Consider the following 16,203-nt stretch of genomic DNA (forward strand, 5'->3'; position numbering starts at 1 on the left):
CAGGCGGAACAGGAGCAAAAGGTGTTGTTGCAACCATTCCCGATGTTACTACTACAGCTTTTTTTAGAACAGTAACTCTTGCTTCTATATTGGCTACGGTTCACGCTTCTCCTGGAGGTGCATCTGTAGAGAATATCTATATTCAGCCTGCAAGTGGTCCGGCGAGGCCTGCAACTGCAGCAGATTTGTTCGTCTTGCCTTTGGGTTCTGCGGGTTTAATTGGAAAAGCTGATCCGAAGGGTCCTTATGGCCTTTCTCCTTATAACCCGATAGAAAACCAATATGTTTTGGATAAAGGTGAGGTAGCCATTGTTAATGATTATGTTGCTTCTTATAATGCAACGATCAGAACTGTTGCGGCAGCCAACGATCTGGCGATTATGGATGCGAACGCTATGCTTAAAGAATATGGATCTGGTAAAGTGGTTAACGGGGCAGTTGTTAGTGGTGCATATATTACTGGTAATTTATTCTCTCTAGATGGCATTCACTTGACTCCAATGGGCTATGCGATAACAGCAAATGGCTTTATTAATGCAATTAACGCCAAATACGGATCAAGTATTCCTATCGTAGACGTTACAAAATACAGAGGGGTTAAATTTCCATAGCTCCCTGCCTGATCATAAGAAAGACCTGCAAGAGAAATCCTGCAGGTCTTTCTTATTATGGACTTTTAATGCAAGTGGTCTATATTCCAGCATAGAACAAGCTATAAAGAGTCAACAATTTATAAAGAATTTATAGGGAGTTGATAGGGAATTGATAGGGGGTTGATAGGGGTAATGTCCCTTTTAAGTTCCTTTTATTTCCTTATAGAGTCTTAATTCAGAATTTTTCATTGATAAAGCTTGCTACCTTTCTTTTACTTCAGAAGGCGGAAGTCCTCAGCCGGGATAAAAATCCTGGAATTTAGATAGGCAGGCTTGGTTGATTTAGTTCTTTTGTCTAATTTAACCGATAAGCTTATATCCGAATTGTGCATGAGTAATTTTAATATTGATGAGCAAACATTAACTGACCTGAATATTTTCACAAAAAAAACAGGATCAAAATCAATATTTGACCTGTTTAAGGGAACCAGAAGCATAGGTGGGCGGGAAAGGTTAAAAGAAATGATGCTGTATCCTTCTTGCGACATTAAGGAAATGACATTACGCAGAGACTGTATTAAGTATTTTTATGATCATCGTATAGAATTTGATATAAGAAATGAAGAGCTGGATCTGATAGAGTTTTATTTAAAGTTTGATAAAAAGAAATTCAGGGGTAATCCTTTAGATTCTTTGGTAGAATACATCACAAGGAATTCAAGTAATGATTACTATATCATTAAAACAGGGCTTAAGTATTTAATAAAATTAACAAAGTATCTTTCTGCATTTATTGAAGAACATTCCTCAAATCACACACCGGCTTATATAAAATCTATTTTTGAACAAATAGAAATGATCATCGAAGATGGCCAGCTAACACAAGCAATCTCCTATAATGAAAATAAACTCAAATTCCTGCAGGTAAGTAAACTGGATAGGGCATTCCGTAATAAAGAAAAGAACAATATAAAAATGTTGCTTTCATTTGTTTACGAACTGGACATTTTCGAAAATCTAGCTTTGGTGACAGCAACGAAGGGTTTTTCATTTCCCGAATATCGGGATGCAGATAAATTTCAGGTACGTTTGGAGGGGCTGTTTCATCCCAATATATCCCATCCTGTCAAAAATGATCTCCTTTTGGACGCAGAACAAAACATCGTTCTGCTTACAGGTTCAAATATGGCGGGAAAATCTTCCTTGCTTAAATCTATAGGTCTGGCGGTTTATCTCTCGCATTTAGGGTTTCCTGTACCTGCCAATAATATGGTAACAACTATTTTTAATGGCTTAATTACGACCATTAATCTTCCTGACAACATCAATGGGGGACTTAGTCATTATTACAGTGAAGTTAAGCGGGTAAAAGAAGTATCAGAAACCTTATTTAAAAACAATAAAATGTTTATCATCTTTGATGAATTATTTAGGGGGACTAACGTAAAAGATGCTTTTGATGGTTCGAATTTAATTATATCCGAACTGGCCGCCCTAAAAAACTCAGTTTTTTTTATCTCGACTCATATTGTTGAACTGGCAAATGAACTGAAAAAGTTCGGCAACATATTATTTCACTATATGGAGGTTCATTTTGAGGACGATGAGCCAGTTTTTACCTATCAATTGCGCAGCGGTATTTCTGAAGAGCGTCTGGGCATGTTTATTATCTTAAATGAAGGCATTGTCGATATCATCCGAAGGGTGGGTAAATGAAAACAGCCGATCAAGAAGGAAATTGTTAATAACTTAAAATGCTTATATATAAGTGGTTAATCTGTGTATATTTAATTATGGAATATTTATTAACAATTGTTTTTTAGTTTTATCTCAAATTACAAACAAAAGAAAATACTATGTCGACACCTTATATACCTTGTCTGGATCTTGGATCATATATCAATGGAACAGAAGAACAGCGTAAAAAGTTTTCGGACGAATTAGGGAGGGCTTTTAACGATTCAGGTTTCGTGACCATCACTAACCATGGCGTTAGCCAGGAATTGATTGATCAGCTTTATGAAAATATTAAAGCAATGTTTGCCCTGTCTCCCGAGCAAAAGAGAAAATATGAAAAACCGGAACTGGCTGGTCAGAGAGGCTATACCAGTCCTGGTAAGGAAACAGCAAAAGGCGCTAAAACTGCGGATTTAAAGGAGTTCTGGCAAATTGGACAGGAAGTGACGGATGGCGACGCTATCAAAAGTGAGTATCCGGACAATGAATATCTGGAAGAGCTTCCTGCATTTAATACGGTAACCCGTGAGATTTATCAGAAACTGGAAAGTAATGGAAAACATCTCTTAAGGGCGATCTCTACCTATTTGGGTTTGCCAATAGATTATTTTGATCAATATGTGCACAATGGGAATTCTATTCTAAGAGGTATTCATTATTTTCCTATTGAAAATCCAGAGGCAATTCCTGATGATGCAGTTCGTGCGGGTGCTCACGAGGACATCAACTTGATTACCCTTTTGATCGGTGCAAGTGCAGATGGGCTTGAAGTCTTGACACGCAGCAACGAATGGTTGCCAATTAAAGCACATCATTCGGATATTGTTGTGAATGTTGGTGATATGCTGCAGCGTCTAACGAATAATAAATTGCGGTCTACTACACATCGGGTAGTTAATCCGCCACGCGAACTGATGAAAACCTCCCGTTTCTCTGTTCCATTCTTTTTACACCCAAGGTCAACAATGGATCTTACAAGTCTGGCATCATGTATCGATGCAGAACATCCAAAGCTTTATGCGGATATGACTGCAGGAGAATACCTTGATGAAAGACTGAGAGAAATCGGATTGAAAAAATAAAATAAGGATTAAAAAAGATAAAAGGCGAACAGGAGAATTCTCTTATTCGCCTTTTATCTTTTATTCTTATACCGGAGATGCTAATTTTTGCTGATCTTAATCTCCATGGTTTTCGTTTCAGTACCGTTTACTACAGCATACATCTCCATCAGCATATTGCTGTCATCGATAAATTTCATCACCTCACGGACATTCATGTCTTTCCCTGTACCCGGATCTACAGAAGTGCCCTTAAAAGTAATCGATTTGGAGGTGTCGTCCCAGGTGCCTTCCATATACATTAATCCTGTTCCAAAATTATCTATCCAGGAACTTATAAAGATTTTCTTTGCATTGTCATAGGCTAAAAGTCCCATCCCTTCAAAGGGCATTCCCATCATGTTGCCTTTGTGAACAGATTGTTGGTATCGCCCACCCATGATCATTGTGTTTATGCAAGTTGCTTTGCTTTTAGTTGGCGGGGCACCTGGTGCCATCCACATCGTGATATCCTCATTCCAGTTTCCATCACTTTTAGCGATCATTTTGTGGACATCTCCAGGAGTCATATAGGCTTGCCAGGCCTTCATGGAGGCATCATCCTGGGCTTGTACCCGAAAGGTAACGGTAATCAATAGCATTACCGCAACAATACATGTTAATCTTTTCATTGTTTTAGATAATTAAGTTTTGTTATGACCTAATATACGAAAAGAAATATGTATTTAATTGTTAATGAGGGTGTTTGTGTAATCTGTTCTACATTAATTTTTACTTTTGTCGATTGCTTTGTTGATCACATCCTGTATTCTTCCTCTGATCTTCAATCTGCTTAGGGTTTCTGTTACTCCCGGGTTTACACGGTTTGATAAAAATACATAGACCAGCCCCCTGGATGGATCTACCCATACGCAGGTCCCGGTATAACCTGTATGTCCATAGGTTTGAGGAGATGCTAATTCAGAAGGGTAGTGCTTTGAAAGATCTGGATCCCATCTGTCAAATCCAAGGCCTCTTCTGCTCACATTAGACTGTTTTGCAGTAAACATATCTACGATTTCAGGTTTGAAATATTGAACGCCTCCATAGGTGCCCCTGTTCAATAACATCTGATACATGATGGCCATATCATTCGAACTTGCAAATAAGCCAGCATGACCTGATACGCCACCAGCCAATGCTGCGCCTTGGTCATGTACATATCCAATAAGTAAAGTTTTTCTGAAATACGAATCATTCTCTGTTGGTACAATCTGGTCTTTAGAGAAGCGGTTGCGGGGTAGGAAGCCTGCGGTTTGCATTCCAAGCGGCTCATAGAAGTTTTCTGCAACGTATTTGTTTAATGGCTCACCACTAATACGTTCTACGATATCTTTCATTACATACATGCTGATGTCACTATATACATAAGAACCCCGTGTTTTAATCGGTGCATTCAGCATTTTAGGCCACATCACATCTTTAAAATAATCTTTGCGGACATAGTAGCCGTCTGCAACTTTTGTAGGGAAGATCGCTGAAGAATCCGTGCTGTGATCGGTGGGTTTTATGAAATCATGAAATGGTATGTAAGGAATAAAGCCAGCCTGATGAAGCATTACCTCTCTCACCTGGATTGGATTCATTCCTGTTGTTCTGGCTTTCGGGATATAGGCTCCGATATTGGTGTCTAGTTTTAATTTGTTTTGTTCGTACAAGCGCATTACTGCAGGTGTTGTCGCTGTAATTTTGGTCACAGAGGCCAAATCAAAAATGTCAGATGTTTTGTCTGGCAGCGCGGTACTGTCGTAAGTGTGTTTGCCGTAGGCTTTGTTGAAAATGACTTTGCCATCTTTGGCTACCATAACAACTAGTCCTGGGGTTGCCCTGGCATTGATGGCTTCGGCTGCGATACTATTGATCTCTGAAAGATCATCTGCATTGACGCCGGCGTCTTCAGGAAGGGTATACTTCAATCTTGTTGCTGTTGTTGAATAGCCCGATCCCGTTGTGTATTTTCCTGAATAAGTAAAAGAAAGTTTATTGTTCAAAGGGATACCTCCAAAAATCATTTGTGGCGCAATGGCTGCAGCGCCGACATCCTTTTGAGCTGTCCATAATATGGGGACAGTAGTATTGTCAAAGGAGCGCAGGCTATTGCCATCACCAAAAAGTGAAATCACCACCTGCTTGTTTCTGCTCAGTAAATTGATGAAATTCAGATAACGTGGGTTTGAGGCATCCTGATCTGTAATCGAAACTAATATCGTGTTGAAATATTTAAGGTCATCTTCAAGATCATTTAATGTTGAGGCCTCCTTGTAGCTGTCTGCCGAAAATGAGGTGATTTTTGCATATTTATTCAGTAAGCTATCTACAACGTTTTGGTAGTTAAAGCCTAGGTTAACAGAGGCAATGTTCTTTTTCTCCAGAGACGTTAGTGGAATGCTATTTTGTTGGTTGTTGAGCAAAACCGCGCTTCTGATAATGGTACTTGCATTTGCGAGTAAAGCTTCATTTTTTTTGTGTTCCTGGGCGCAGGCGCTCAAAGTAGAACCAGCAAAAAGATAAAGACATAATGTTTTGAGCAGTTTTTTCGTTCTAAGGTAGTTTCTGTTCATTTGGATAGGGGCTAAGACGGGTTGTTTTTGAAAGTAGATGAGCATAAAGATATAAAAATCAAATACTGACTTCGTCATTTAACATTCAATTATAAGAAAAGAGATCAGTTTAAGGCTTATTTTCGCTAAATTAGCAACCTTTACCGGAGAATATAAATGTCAGATATTATACAGCTTTTACCCGATAGCGTTGCCAATCAGATCGCAGCAGGAGAGGTGGTTCAACGCCCCTCATCGGCCGTAAAAGAATTGATGGAGAACGCCATAGATGCAGGGGCAAACAAAATACAGCTTATACTAAAGGATGCAGGAAAAGCATTGATCCAGGTTATTGATAATGGATGCGGGATGACTGTAGCCGATGCAAGAATGTGCTTTGAACGGCATGCGACCTCTAAAGTGCGCAAAGCTGAAGATCTTTTTGCAATACGTACTATGGGGTTCAGGGGAGAAGCTATGGCTTCTATTGCTGCCATTGCGCAGATAGAAATGAAAACCCGCAGACATGAAGATGAAATTGGTACCCTGATCGAGATTGAAGGGTCTTCAATTGTTAAACAGGAGCCGGTGGCTTGCTCGGAGGGAACCAGTATAAGCGTCAAAAACCTATTCTTTAATACACCCGCCAGACGGAACTTTTTAAAGAGCAATCCTGCGGAGATGCGTCATATTCTGGATGAATTTCAACGGGTTTCCCTGGCCAATCCAGGTATAGCTTTTAGCTTACACCACGATGGAGCAGAGATATATCGTTTGCCGGCATCTGCCTTAAAACAGCGAATCATTCACTTGTTTGGAAACAATTATAATGAGAGACTGATCCCGGTGGAGGAGGAGACCTCCATCATCAACCTTAAAGGGTATATTGGTAAACCGCAATTCGCAAAAAAAACAAGAGGTGAACAATTCTTTTTTGTAAACAACCGGTTTATCAAAGATGGATATCTTAATCATGCCATCAATAAAGCGTATCAGGATCTGCTGCCGGAAGAAAATTTTCCGTTATATGTATTGTTCATTGATATAGATCCGGCCAAGATTGATGTCAATGTCCATCCAACAAAAACGGAAATTAAATATCTGGAAGAGAAATCTGTCTATGCTATTATACATTCTGCGGTAAAACGTTCTCTTGGGAAATTTAATATTAGTCCTACTATAGACTTTGATCAGGAAACGGGTTTTAGTGGCATGATCACACCTAAAGCTCCTGAAGATATCGTTCCGCCGACCATCAGTTTTAATCCTGAATTTAATCCCTTTAAGGAAGATAAAGTTTCAGAAAGATCTGTGTCTTCTTATTCCGGATCATCCTTTTCAGGGGGCGGGGGTTACGAATCCAGAGCCGCCAGCACAAAAAACTGGGGTTCTTTGTACGAAATAGCCAATCATACGCCGGCTGAGCAGGTTAAAATTGAATTACCCGGAGTATCAGAAATAGAAGAAAACTATGCTCCGCTCCAGAAACAATTAATGCAGGTGCATAACCGATATATAGTTTCACAGATCAAGTCAGGTTTAATGGTGATTGATCAGCAGGCTGCGCATGAGAGAATCCTTTACGAACGGTTTCTTGTTCATCTGGAAGACCGGAAAGGCGCCTCGCAGCAAAGTTTATTTCCGCAAACAGTAACCTTAAGCCCTAATGATTACGAACTTGCTAAAAGCCTGCTTGAAGATATTAAAAGCCTGGGTTTTGAGGTTCGTGAATTTGGTAAAAACACCCTGGTTATTGAGGGAATTCCGGTTGATCTGGGAAGCAGCAATATTAACGAGACCCAGCTTTTTGAGCATTTGATTGAAGGATTTAAAAATTCACAGCAGGAATTACGGCTGGACAAAAGGGATGCATTGGCCCGTAGCATGGCCAGGAACAGCGCGATAAAAAGCGGAACGAGTTTGAGCCAGGAAGAAATGAATATGCTGATTGAACAATTGTTTGCCTGCAAAATGCCTAACTTTAGTATTGGCGGAAAACCGGTGATACAAACCATTACGTTAACAGATCTTGATAAGAAATTTGAGAAATAAGCAATGAATAATATTCATATACCACCTATAGTTAAAAACCTGCTGATTATTAATGTATTATTTTTTGCGGCAACTTATGTAATGCAAAGTAAGGGGATTGACTTGTCTACCTATCTCGGCGCTTTTTACTTTGACTCCTCCTATTTTAAGATATGGCAGCCTATAACCTATATGTTTATGCATGGCGGTTTTACCCATATCCTGTTCAATATGTTTGCCCTGTTTATGTTTGGCGGTATATTGGAAACCCGTTGGGGCGCGAAACGATTTATTAATTTCTATCTGATCACAGGCCTTGGTGCTGTAGCATTGCAAATGGGTGTGCAGGCCTATGAGGTCTATCAAATTACAGGGTCAGTAGTTCACAATCCTGTGCATATAGATTGGGCTACTCAAATGGCTTCTGTAGGTGTTCCGGGAATTTCTGAAGCCGACAAAAATACATTGATCGGAATCTATGGGTTTCCAATGGTGGGTGCATCAGGTGCTATTTTTGGCCTGCTTGTTGCTTTTGGTATGCTGTATCCAAATACGGAGCTATATATTATGTTTATTCCTATACCTGTAAAAGCAAAATATATTGTTCCTGTTTATATACTGATAGAATTATCCCTGGGTGTTGCACGTGTGCCAGGAGATTCTGTTGCACATTATGCCCACCTGGGAGGAGCACTTCTCGGTTTCATTCTTGTTAAACTCTGGAAAGATAAAAATACATTTTACGACTACTATGAATAGTACTCTTTTTGAAGAATTGAAGTTTAAAGTGTTTAAATCAGGTAACCCTATTTTTTTCTATATAGGGATCAATACCCTGATCTTTGTGGTTATGGCTTTGCTTGGTGTGGTGGTCTTTTTATCTGGTACCCCGTCGTTGGCACTAGATGGGCTGGTGAGAGAATATCTTGCTTTTCCGGCTTCTTTAGAAAGACTTCCATTAAGGTTCTATACGGTGATTACTTATCAGTTTTTTCATGAAGGATTTCTGCATCTGCTATTCAATATGCTTTGGCTTTATTGGATGGGGCAGATTTTTCTCGACTTTATGAAACCCCGTCAGTTTCACTTTATCTATTTATCGGGTGGAATTGCCGGCGCGTTATTTTTCTGCGCTGCCTTTCATATTTTTCCCGTATTTGCAGCAAATATTTCATCAGCAACAGTAATCGGCTCTTCAGCCTCTGTAATGGCTATTATTGTTGCCTCAGCTACATTGGTGCCAGATTATACGATACGTTTGTTTCTGATCGGAGATGTTAAACTTAAATACCTCGCGCTTGCTTATATTGTTCTGGACCTGATTGGTGTGGCCTCTGTAAATGCAGGCGGTAGCTTTGCACATCTGGGGGGAGCTTTGCTGGGCTTTGTATATATTAAAGCTTTGCAGAATGGAAAAGACTGGAGCAATTTATTTAAGAAAAAATCCAAACTTAAGGTGGTTAGAAACGAAGGCTTTAAAAAGAATACAGGTTCTAAAGAGAATACTGTTGCCCAGCACGAGATTGATGCGATTTTGGATAAGATATCTAAAACAGGTTATGATAAGTTAAGTAAGGAAGAAAAAGATACCTTATTTAAAGCCAGCAAACACTAGTGGATGAAAAAAAAGAAGGCCACATTTCTGGACAAACTGGTGCGCATTACGGCGTTGTTTCTTGCTATATCCCTTCTTTTAGGCTGTATTGCCGGAAACGTAGACCCAAGAGCGAACAGGCTCATTCCTTTTTTTGGATTGGCTTATCCATTTCTGCTGCTGCTCAATTTATTTATGATCATCTGGTGGTGTCTTCGTCGCCGCTGGATCTTTGTCCTGCTTACCCTGGGTGTTATTCTTTTAGGATGGCGCGCACTTACCGCAACCATTAGTGTTTCCGGCGAACGTGGAGAGGGAGCTAAATCCGGCGCAGATCTGGTGCGCATGATGACTTACAACGTGCATAGCTTTAAGCCTTTTGATTCCGGTAATGTCGAGTCTGTAAAAGAAAAGATGCTGGAGGTTGTTAAAAAGGAAAATCCGGATATTATGTGTTTCCAGGAGTATTATACCCGGAGAAAAGGCAACTACGCCATTACCGATAGCTTAAAAGCGATGCTCAATACGCCATATTACTACTTTGTTCCTTCTTCCAGAAACGATTACGAAGCAATGGGGCTGGCTATATTTTCAAAATATCCAATTAAAAACAAGGGCAATATCGTTTTTGATGCGAATCATGGTGGGAATGCGAGTATCTATGTGGACATTGAAATCAATCATAAAATGCTGAGGGTTTACAATGTGCACCTGCAATCTATTTCATTCGATAAGCAGGACTATCAGTACCTGGATAAAGTAACCAAGAAGATGGATGCGGAAATTGTTCCTTCAAAAAGGATCTTGAGTATGCTAAATACGGCCTTTCTGAAGAGAAGTGCTCAGGTAGACATCATGAAATCCAGTATGAAAACCTGTAAAATCCCCTTCTTAATTGCCGGGGATTTCAATGATACTCCTGCGTCGTATGCTGTGACTCAGTTGACGGCTTCACTCAACAAAACATTTGAAAAGAAAGGAAGAGGTCTTGGCCGCACCTATAATGGAAAATTTCCTAATTTCCAGATCGATTATATTGCAGTGACCAAAGATATTGAGGTCATCAACCATAAGATCATTGAAGCTCGTTTATCTGATCACTTCCCGGTTAGAAGCGATTTGAGATTAAGCCCCTAATTTTTTTAACTTTGCACAAATAATTAATCCGCAATTCAGGACATAGGAAACATCATGAGTTTGTACTCAAAAAATCAAATGAACCGAACTTGCGAGCTCTTGAACACAAGAATTAAATAGATACTGATGAAAACCGGCTTACAGCTATACAATACCTTAACAAGAAAGAAAGAGATCTTTGAACCCCTCAACGCTCCGAATGTCGGAATGTATGTTTGCGGACCAACAGTTTATAGTGATGTTCACCTGGGTAATTGCCGTACTTTTATCTCTTTTGACTTAATATTCAGGTATTTGAAATACAGTGGCTATAAGGTGCGTTATGTCAGGAACATTACGGATGCCGGTCACCTGGAAGGGGATCGTGACGAAGGGGATGACAAATTTGCAAAAAGAGCAAAACTGGAACAACTGGAACCCATGGAAATTGTACAAAAGTATACATTAGGTTTTCATGATGTATTAAGGATGTTCAATACACTTCCTCCAAGTATAGAGCCTACTGCAACTGGTCATATTATCGAGCAGATAGAAATGATCAAGGAGATTATAGCTAACGGTTACGCCTATGAAGAAAATGGAACGGTTTATTTTGATGTAGAAAAATACAGTAAAACATACAACTACACCATACTGACCAATCGTAACCTGGAAGATATGCTGGCGAATACCCGTGAACTTGGTGGTCAGGATGAAAAACATGGTCGTCTGGACTTTGCACTTTGGATCAAGGCTAAACCAGAAACTTTAATGAAATGGGCTTCGCCATGGGGCGTGGGTTTTCCGGGCTGGCATATTGAATGCTCTGCTATGAGTGCAAAGTATCTTGGGCAGGAATTTGATATCCATGGAGGGGGAATGGATCTTGCAGCAACGCACCATACCAATGAGATTGCGCAGTCTGAAGCATGCAGCCATGTGCAGCCTGCCAGATATTGGATGCATACCAATATGCTGACTGTAAATGGTGCAAGAATGTCAAAATCTGCAGGCAATGGTTTTCTTCCACTAGAACTTTTTACAGGAGCACATCCTTTGCTGGAACGTGGTTATAGTCCTATGACTGTAAAGTTCTTTATGCTGCAGGCCCACTATCGCAGTACACTTGATTTTTCCAACGAAGCATTGGATGCATCTGAAAAAGGTTTCCGGAGACTCATGAATGCGACCGCTTTACTAGAGAAACTTGTGCCTTCAGAGAAAAGTGATTTTGATATCGAGAACATCAGGTTGAATTGCATAAAAGCAATGAATGATGACTTTAACAGTCCTGTTGTTATTGCTGAACTGTTTGAAGCTGCAAGGATCATCAACAGTGTTTATGATGGCAAGGCGCAGCTGAATGAAGCTGACCTAGGCAAATTGAAACAACTGGTCAGCGATTTTGTATTCGATATTTTTGGATTAAAAGATGAGGATAGTTCTAATACAGAACTCAATTCTGTTTTGGATATGGTTATTGATATCCGTAAATCGGCCAAAGAGAACAAAGACTATGCTACCTCCGATAAAATTCGTGTTGGACTTCAGCAGATTGGCATACAGCTTAAAGACAGCAAAGAAGGAACAACCTGGAGCAAAATATAAATACGGATGAAGAAATATATAAGACTCGCAGCTCTGGCTATGCTTGTTGTTCAGGCTTGCCATTCTGACAAAAATAAAACTGCAACTGCTACCCAGGCTACGGAAGCTGTAAAACTAGTTTCACCAGAGTTTAATGCAGATAGCGCTTATAGCTATACCAAAACCCAGGTTGATTTTGGCCCGAGAATTCCCTCCACCAGTGCCCATGAAAAATGTGCACTTTACCTGGTGAATAAACTGAAATCTTTCGGAGGAAAAGTTACGGTGCAGGAAGCTACCGTAAAAACATATGATGGGAAAAGCCATCAGCTTAAAAATATTTTAGTTTCCTGTTATCCTGAGAAAAAACAAAGAATTTTAGTTACAGCGCATTGGGATGCTCGTCCTTTTTCAGATCAGGACCCCGATCCGGATAAGAAGGATAAAGCTTTTGATGCAGCCAATGACGGTGCCAGTGGCGTAGCAGTTATCCTGGAGATGGCCAGGCAACTGCAAAAGAAAGAGCCTGCTACGGGAGTCGATTTTATTCTTTGGGATATTGAAGATTACGGTAAGGCTAATGATGAAACACCAAATGAACAGACCTGGTGTACAGGATCTCAATACTGGGTTAAACACCAGCCTGCAGCTGAGGTTAAACCGCTGTATGCCATTAATCTGGATATGGTTGGTGGGGCTAATGCCCAATTTACCCAAGATGAAGTATCCAGAAAATATGCCTCAAATGTTGCCGCGAAGGTATGGAGTATCGCAGATGAAATTGGTTACGGATCTTATTTTCTTAACATTCCCTCTGGAAATCTTATAGATGATCATTTTTGGATTAATCAGGCCGGGATTCCTGCTATAGACATTATACATTTCACAGATGCTTCCGGTTTCTATATGAACTGGCATACACAGCTTGATAATTTGAACAACATTGATAAAAACACACTAAATGCGGTTGGCCAGACTGTCCTGGAAACAATTTATCGGGAATCACCAGCAGCCTAATGTGTATTTGTTAATTACTTTTGACCATTAAACCTATATCAAACCTTATATTCGTAACCATATTTGAATTATGATGATCAACAAACTTATTTATACCTGCATTGCGACATCACTTACACTGGGTGCCTACGCACAAAAATCTGACGGAACAACCAAATCCCTGGTAAATGCTGAAAGAAGTTTTGCTGAGCGCGCAGCTAAACAGGGCGTTAAAACTGCTTTCCTCGATTTTTCTGCAGCAGATGCATTGGTTTTCAGGCCAAACCCCGTAAACGCTAAAACTTTCTATGCGGGGCAAGAAGATAGTAAAAATCTGAGCTGGTCTCCTGTATATGCGAGAGTATCAAAGAGCGGGGACTGGGGTTTTACCACAGGAAATTATGTGATGGGGGGTGCCGAGAAAACTTATGGAGACTATTTATCTGTTTGGAAAGTAGTCAATGATAAATGGGAACTCGCTTTAGATCTGGGGACTTCACACAATAAACCATTGCATAAAGGCAAAGAAGACTTTGTGGAACCATCTAACTTTTATAAGCCGAAGTTCATTAATAATAAGCAGATTGCTGCCGGAAACGAAATTATACTGACTACAGAAAAGACATTGAATGCAACACTGAAATCTTATAATGCTGCTGCATTTTCTGGTTTCTTAACAGAAGGTGCCAGATTGCTGTTTCCGGGAAATGAACCCATCATAGGAAAAAACAATATCATGGCTTTCTATAATAGCATGGTGAGTAAGATATCTTTAAAAACTACAAAAGCAGACAGAGCATTGGGCGGAGATCTTGCCTATACCTATGGTATTGCTACTATAGATTACAAGGCCGATTTAAGAGAAAGCTTTAATTATGTTTTTATTTACGAACGCCAGGCAGACCATAACTGGAGCATCATTGCACAGGTATTTACCCCTGCAGAACGTTAATCAACTAAGAAAAAGAAAAGGCCCCTTAAAATTTTATTTAAGGGGCCTTTTCTTTTTCAGTACAAAGCACTATTTTGCCAGTCTCAGGTATAAACCTGGTCTTTCTTTATCTATTTTACATGAATAAACTCATCGCTGTTACCTTTCTCCTGCTCTCCATTCATACCGCACAAGCCCAAAAGAAGTTTATGCTACTTGGACATCAGGGGGCCAGAGGCATCATGCCAGAGAATACGATACCAGGCATGATCAAAGCATTAGACCTGGGTGTTAATGTCCTGGATATGGATGTTGTGATCTCAAAGGATGAGAAAGTTGTACTTTCTCACGAACCATATTTCAATAACGAAATCAGCTTAAAGCCAGATGGCAAAGCGATTTCTTTTAAAGAAGAGAAAAAATACAATATGTTCAAGATGAACTATGAAGAGATCAAACAGTTCGATGTTGGCAGCAAAGTGCATAGCCGCTTTCCAGGACAAATGAAGTTCAAAGCCTATAAGCCCTTACTCTCTGAAGTCATCGATTCTGTAGAGGCCTATGTGAAGTTGAATAAATTGCCCAGGCCGCTTTATAATATTGAAACCGCATTGATCCGGAAAGGAGATGGGGAATTTCAACCAGATGCTTCAGTCTTCATTGAACGGATCATGGAGATTTTAAAGGAGAAAAAAATTACAAAAAGAGTCATTATTCAATCTTTGGATATCCGTACACTACAATATCTTCACGAGAAATATCCAGCGATAAAAACAGCGCTCATGATTGATGAGAAAGTAGATTTTGAAGAGGCAATACAAGGCCTTGGATTTACACCAGACTACTATAGCCCCTATTATGTTTTGGTGGGTAAAGGACTCGTCGACCGTTGCCACGCGGCAGGCGTAAAAATTATCCCATGGATAGTGAATTCAACAAAAGAACTGGATTACCTTTTGAATCTGGGGATAGATGGAGTCGTTACCGATTATCCGAATCTGTTGCTGAATAGCTTAAAATAGATTTTTGATGATACGCTCCACACTAAGGCCTTCTGCTTCTGCCCGGTAGTTTCTTACAATCCGATGTCTTAAAATGGCCTCGGCAACAGCCTGCACATCTTCTATGTCCGGAGAGAATTTACCCGAAATAGCTGCATGGCATTTAGCGCCAAGTACGAGGAATTGAGAAGCGCGTGGACCAGCACCCCAGTTTACATATTTGTTCACTTCCTCTGTAGCTAAGGCAGTATCAGGGCGGGTTTTAGCAGCCAGTTTAACTGCGTATTCCAATACATTGTCTGTAACCGGAATACTTCGGATCAGTTTTTGGAAATACTGGATCTGATCCGCGTTAAGTAATTTTTTAAGAGAAAGTTCCTGGTTGCTGGTGGTGTTCTTGACAATGGTCAGCTCATCTGTAAACGACGGATATTGAAGCTGTACATTAAACATAAAGCGATCAAGCTGAGCTTCAGGAAGAGGGTAAGTACCTTCCTGCTCTATAGGATTCTGTGTTGCCAGTACAAAAAAAGGTTTGGGTAAGATGTGTTTTTGTCCGGCAGCTGTAACAGATTTTTCTTGCATCGCTTCCAGTAGTGCAGCCTGGGTTTTAGGCGGCGTTCTGTTGATCTCGTCCGCAAGGATAATATTGGAAAAGACAGGCCCTCTGATAAACTTAAAGTGCCTGTCTTCTCCTAAAATTTCTGTACCAATGATGTCACTTGGCATCAAATCCGGGGTGAACTGAATCCTGTTGAAATTCAGATCCAGTACATTTGCCACCGTCTGTACCAATAAAGTTTTGGCCAGACCGGGTACGCCAACCAATAAACAATGACCGTTGCCGAAGATGGAAATCAATACAGATTTAACCACTTCATCCTGTCCTATAACTACTTTTCCGATCTCATTTTTGACGGCTTTATAAGAAAGATGAAGCGCATTTACGGCTTCAATATCATTGTTGTAATGCATGA

The 16,203-nt window shown here is 40.1% G+C and carries 13 protein-coding genes and 1 pseudogene; 11 read left to right on the top strand and 3 right to left on the bottom strand.

What is annotated here, in order from left to right; genetic code table 11:
• The 3 genes and pseudogenes from VNZ46_RS28395 to VNZ46_RS28405 form a co-directional block, all read left to right on the top strand.
• Positions 1-611 (top strand): annotated as a pseudogene (locus tag VNZ46_RS28395) (G-D-S-L family lipolytic protein); the annotation flags it as partial.
• Between the two features lie 372 nt (positions 612-983).
• On the top strand, positions 984-2,309 hold the full coding sequence (locus VNZ46_RS28400; protein ID WP_325564917.1) for a MutS-related protein: 1,326 nt from the start codon (positions 984-986) through the stop codon (positions 2,307-2,309).
• Between the two features lie 140 nt (positions 2,310-2,449).
• Positions 2,450-3,412, top strand: a complete 963-nt coding sequence (locus tag VNZ46_RS28405) for an isopenicillin N synthase family dioxygenase (RefSeq protein ID WP_325564919.1) — start codon at positions 2,450-2,452, stop codon at positions 3,410-3,412.
• 80 nt (positions 3,413-3,492) lie between these two features.
• On the opposite strand, the gene VNZ46_RS28410 is transcribed toward VNZ46_RS28405, so the two are convergent.
• Both VNZ46_RS28410 and VNZ46_RS28415 read right to left on the bottom strand, forming a co-directional pair.
• Positions 3,493-4,062, bottom strand: a complete 570-nt coding sequence (locus VNZ46_RS28410; protein WP_325564921.1) for a DUF1579 domain-containing protein — start codon at positions 4,060-4,062, stop codon at positions 3,493-3,495.
• A gap of 93 nt (positions 4,063-4,155) precedes the next feature.
• A complete protein-coding gene (locus VNZ46_RS28415) occupies positions 4,156-5,991 on the bottom strand; it encodes a serine hydrolase domain-containing protein (RefSeq protein WP_325564923.1) in 1,836 nt (611 codons plus the stop codon).
• 156 nt (positions 5,992-6,147) lie between these two features.
• Between VNZ46_RS28415 and mutL the strand changes: the two genes are divergently transcribed.
• From mutL to VNZ46_RS28455, 8 genes are all read left to right on the top strand, one after another.
• Positions 6,148-8,022, top strand: a complete 1,875-nt coding sequence (mutL, locus tag VNZ46_RS28420; RefSeq protein WP_325564925.1) for a DNA mismatch repair endonuclease MutL — start codon at positions 6,148-6,150, stop codon at positions 8,020-8,022.
• A 3-nt stretch (positions 8,023-8,025) separates the two neighbouring features.
• Complete coding sequence (locus tag VNZ46_RS28425; RefSeq protein ID WP_325564927.1) at positions 8,026-8,760, top strand: rhomboid family intramembrane serine protease; 735 nt, start codon at positions 8,026-8,028, stop codon at positions 8,758-8,760.
• Positions 8,753-9,616, top strand: coding sequence for a rhomboid family intramembrane serine protease (locus VNZ46_RS28430; protein WP_325564929.1), 864 nt, complete (start codon positions 8,753-8,755; stop codon positions 9,614-9,616). The genes VNZ46_RS28425 and VNZ46_RS28430 overlap by 8 nt, the downstream gene beginning before the upstream one ends.
• A 3-nt stretch (positions 9,617-9,619) precedes the next feature.
• On the top strand, positions 9,620-10,732 hold the full coding sequence (locus tag VNZ46_RS28435) for an endonuclease/exonuclease/phosphatase family protein (RefSeq protein WP_325564931.1): 1,113 nt from the start codon (positions 9,620-9,622) through the stop codon (positions 10,730-10,732).
• Positions 10,733-10,858: 126 nt separating this feature from the next.
• Positions 10,859-12,319, top strand: coding sequence for a cysteine--tRNA ligase (gene cysS, locus VNZ46_RS28440; protein WP_325564933.1), 1,461 nt, complete (start codon positions 10,859-10,861; stop codon positions 12,317-12,319).
• Positions 12,320-12,325: 6 nt separating this feature from the next.
• A complete protein-coding gene (locus VNZ46_RS28445; RefSeq protein WP_325564935.1) occupies positions 12,326-13,315 on the top strand; it encodes a M28 family peptidase in 990 nt (329 codons plus the stop codon).
• Positions 13,316-13,385: 70 nt separating this feature from the next.
• Positions 13,386-14,246, top strand: coding sequence for a YybH family protein (locus VNZ46_RS28450; RefSeq protein ID WP_325564937.1), 861 nt, complete (start codon positions 13,386-13,388; stop codon positions 14,244-14,246).
• A gap of 119 nt (positions 14,247-14,365) precedes the next feature.
• Positions 14,366-15,247, top strand: a complete 882-nt coding sequence (locus VNZ46_RS28455; RefSeq protein WP_325564939.1) for a glycerophosphodiester phosphodiesterase family protein — start codon at positions 14,366-14,368, stop codon at positions 15,245-15,247.
• Here VNZ46_RS28455 and VNZ46_RS28460 read toward each other — a convergent pair.
• A complete protein-coding gene (locus VNZ46_RS28460; protein ID WP_325564941.1) occupies positions 15,239-16,201 on the bottom strand; it encodes an AAA family ATPase in 963 nt (320 codons plus the stop codon). The genes VNZ46_RS28455 and VNZ46_RS28460 overlap by 9 nt on opposite strands.
• Positions 16,202-16,203 lie beyond the last annotated feature (2 nt).

The organism is Pedobacter sp., from assembly GCF_035566355.1.
In the GTDB taxonomy this organism is placed as follows: Bacteria; Bacteroidota; Bacteroidia; order Sphingobacteriales; family Sphingobacteriaceae; genus Pedobacter.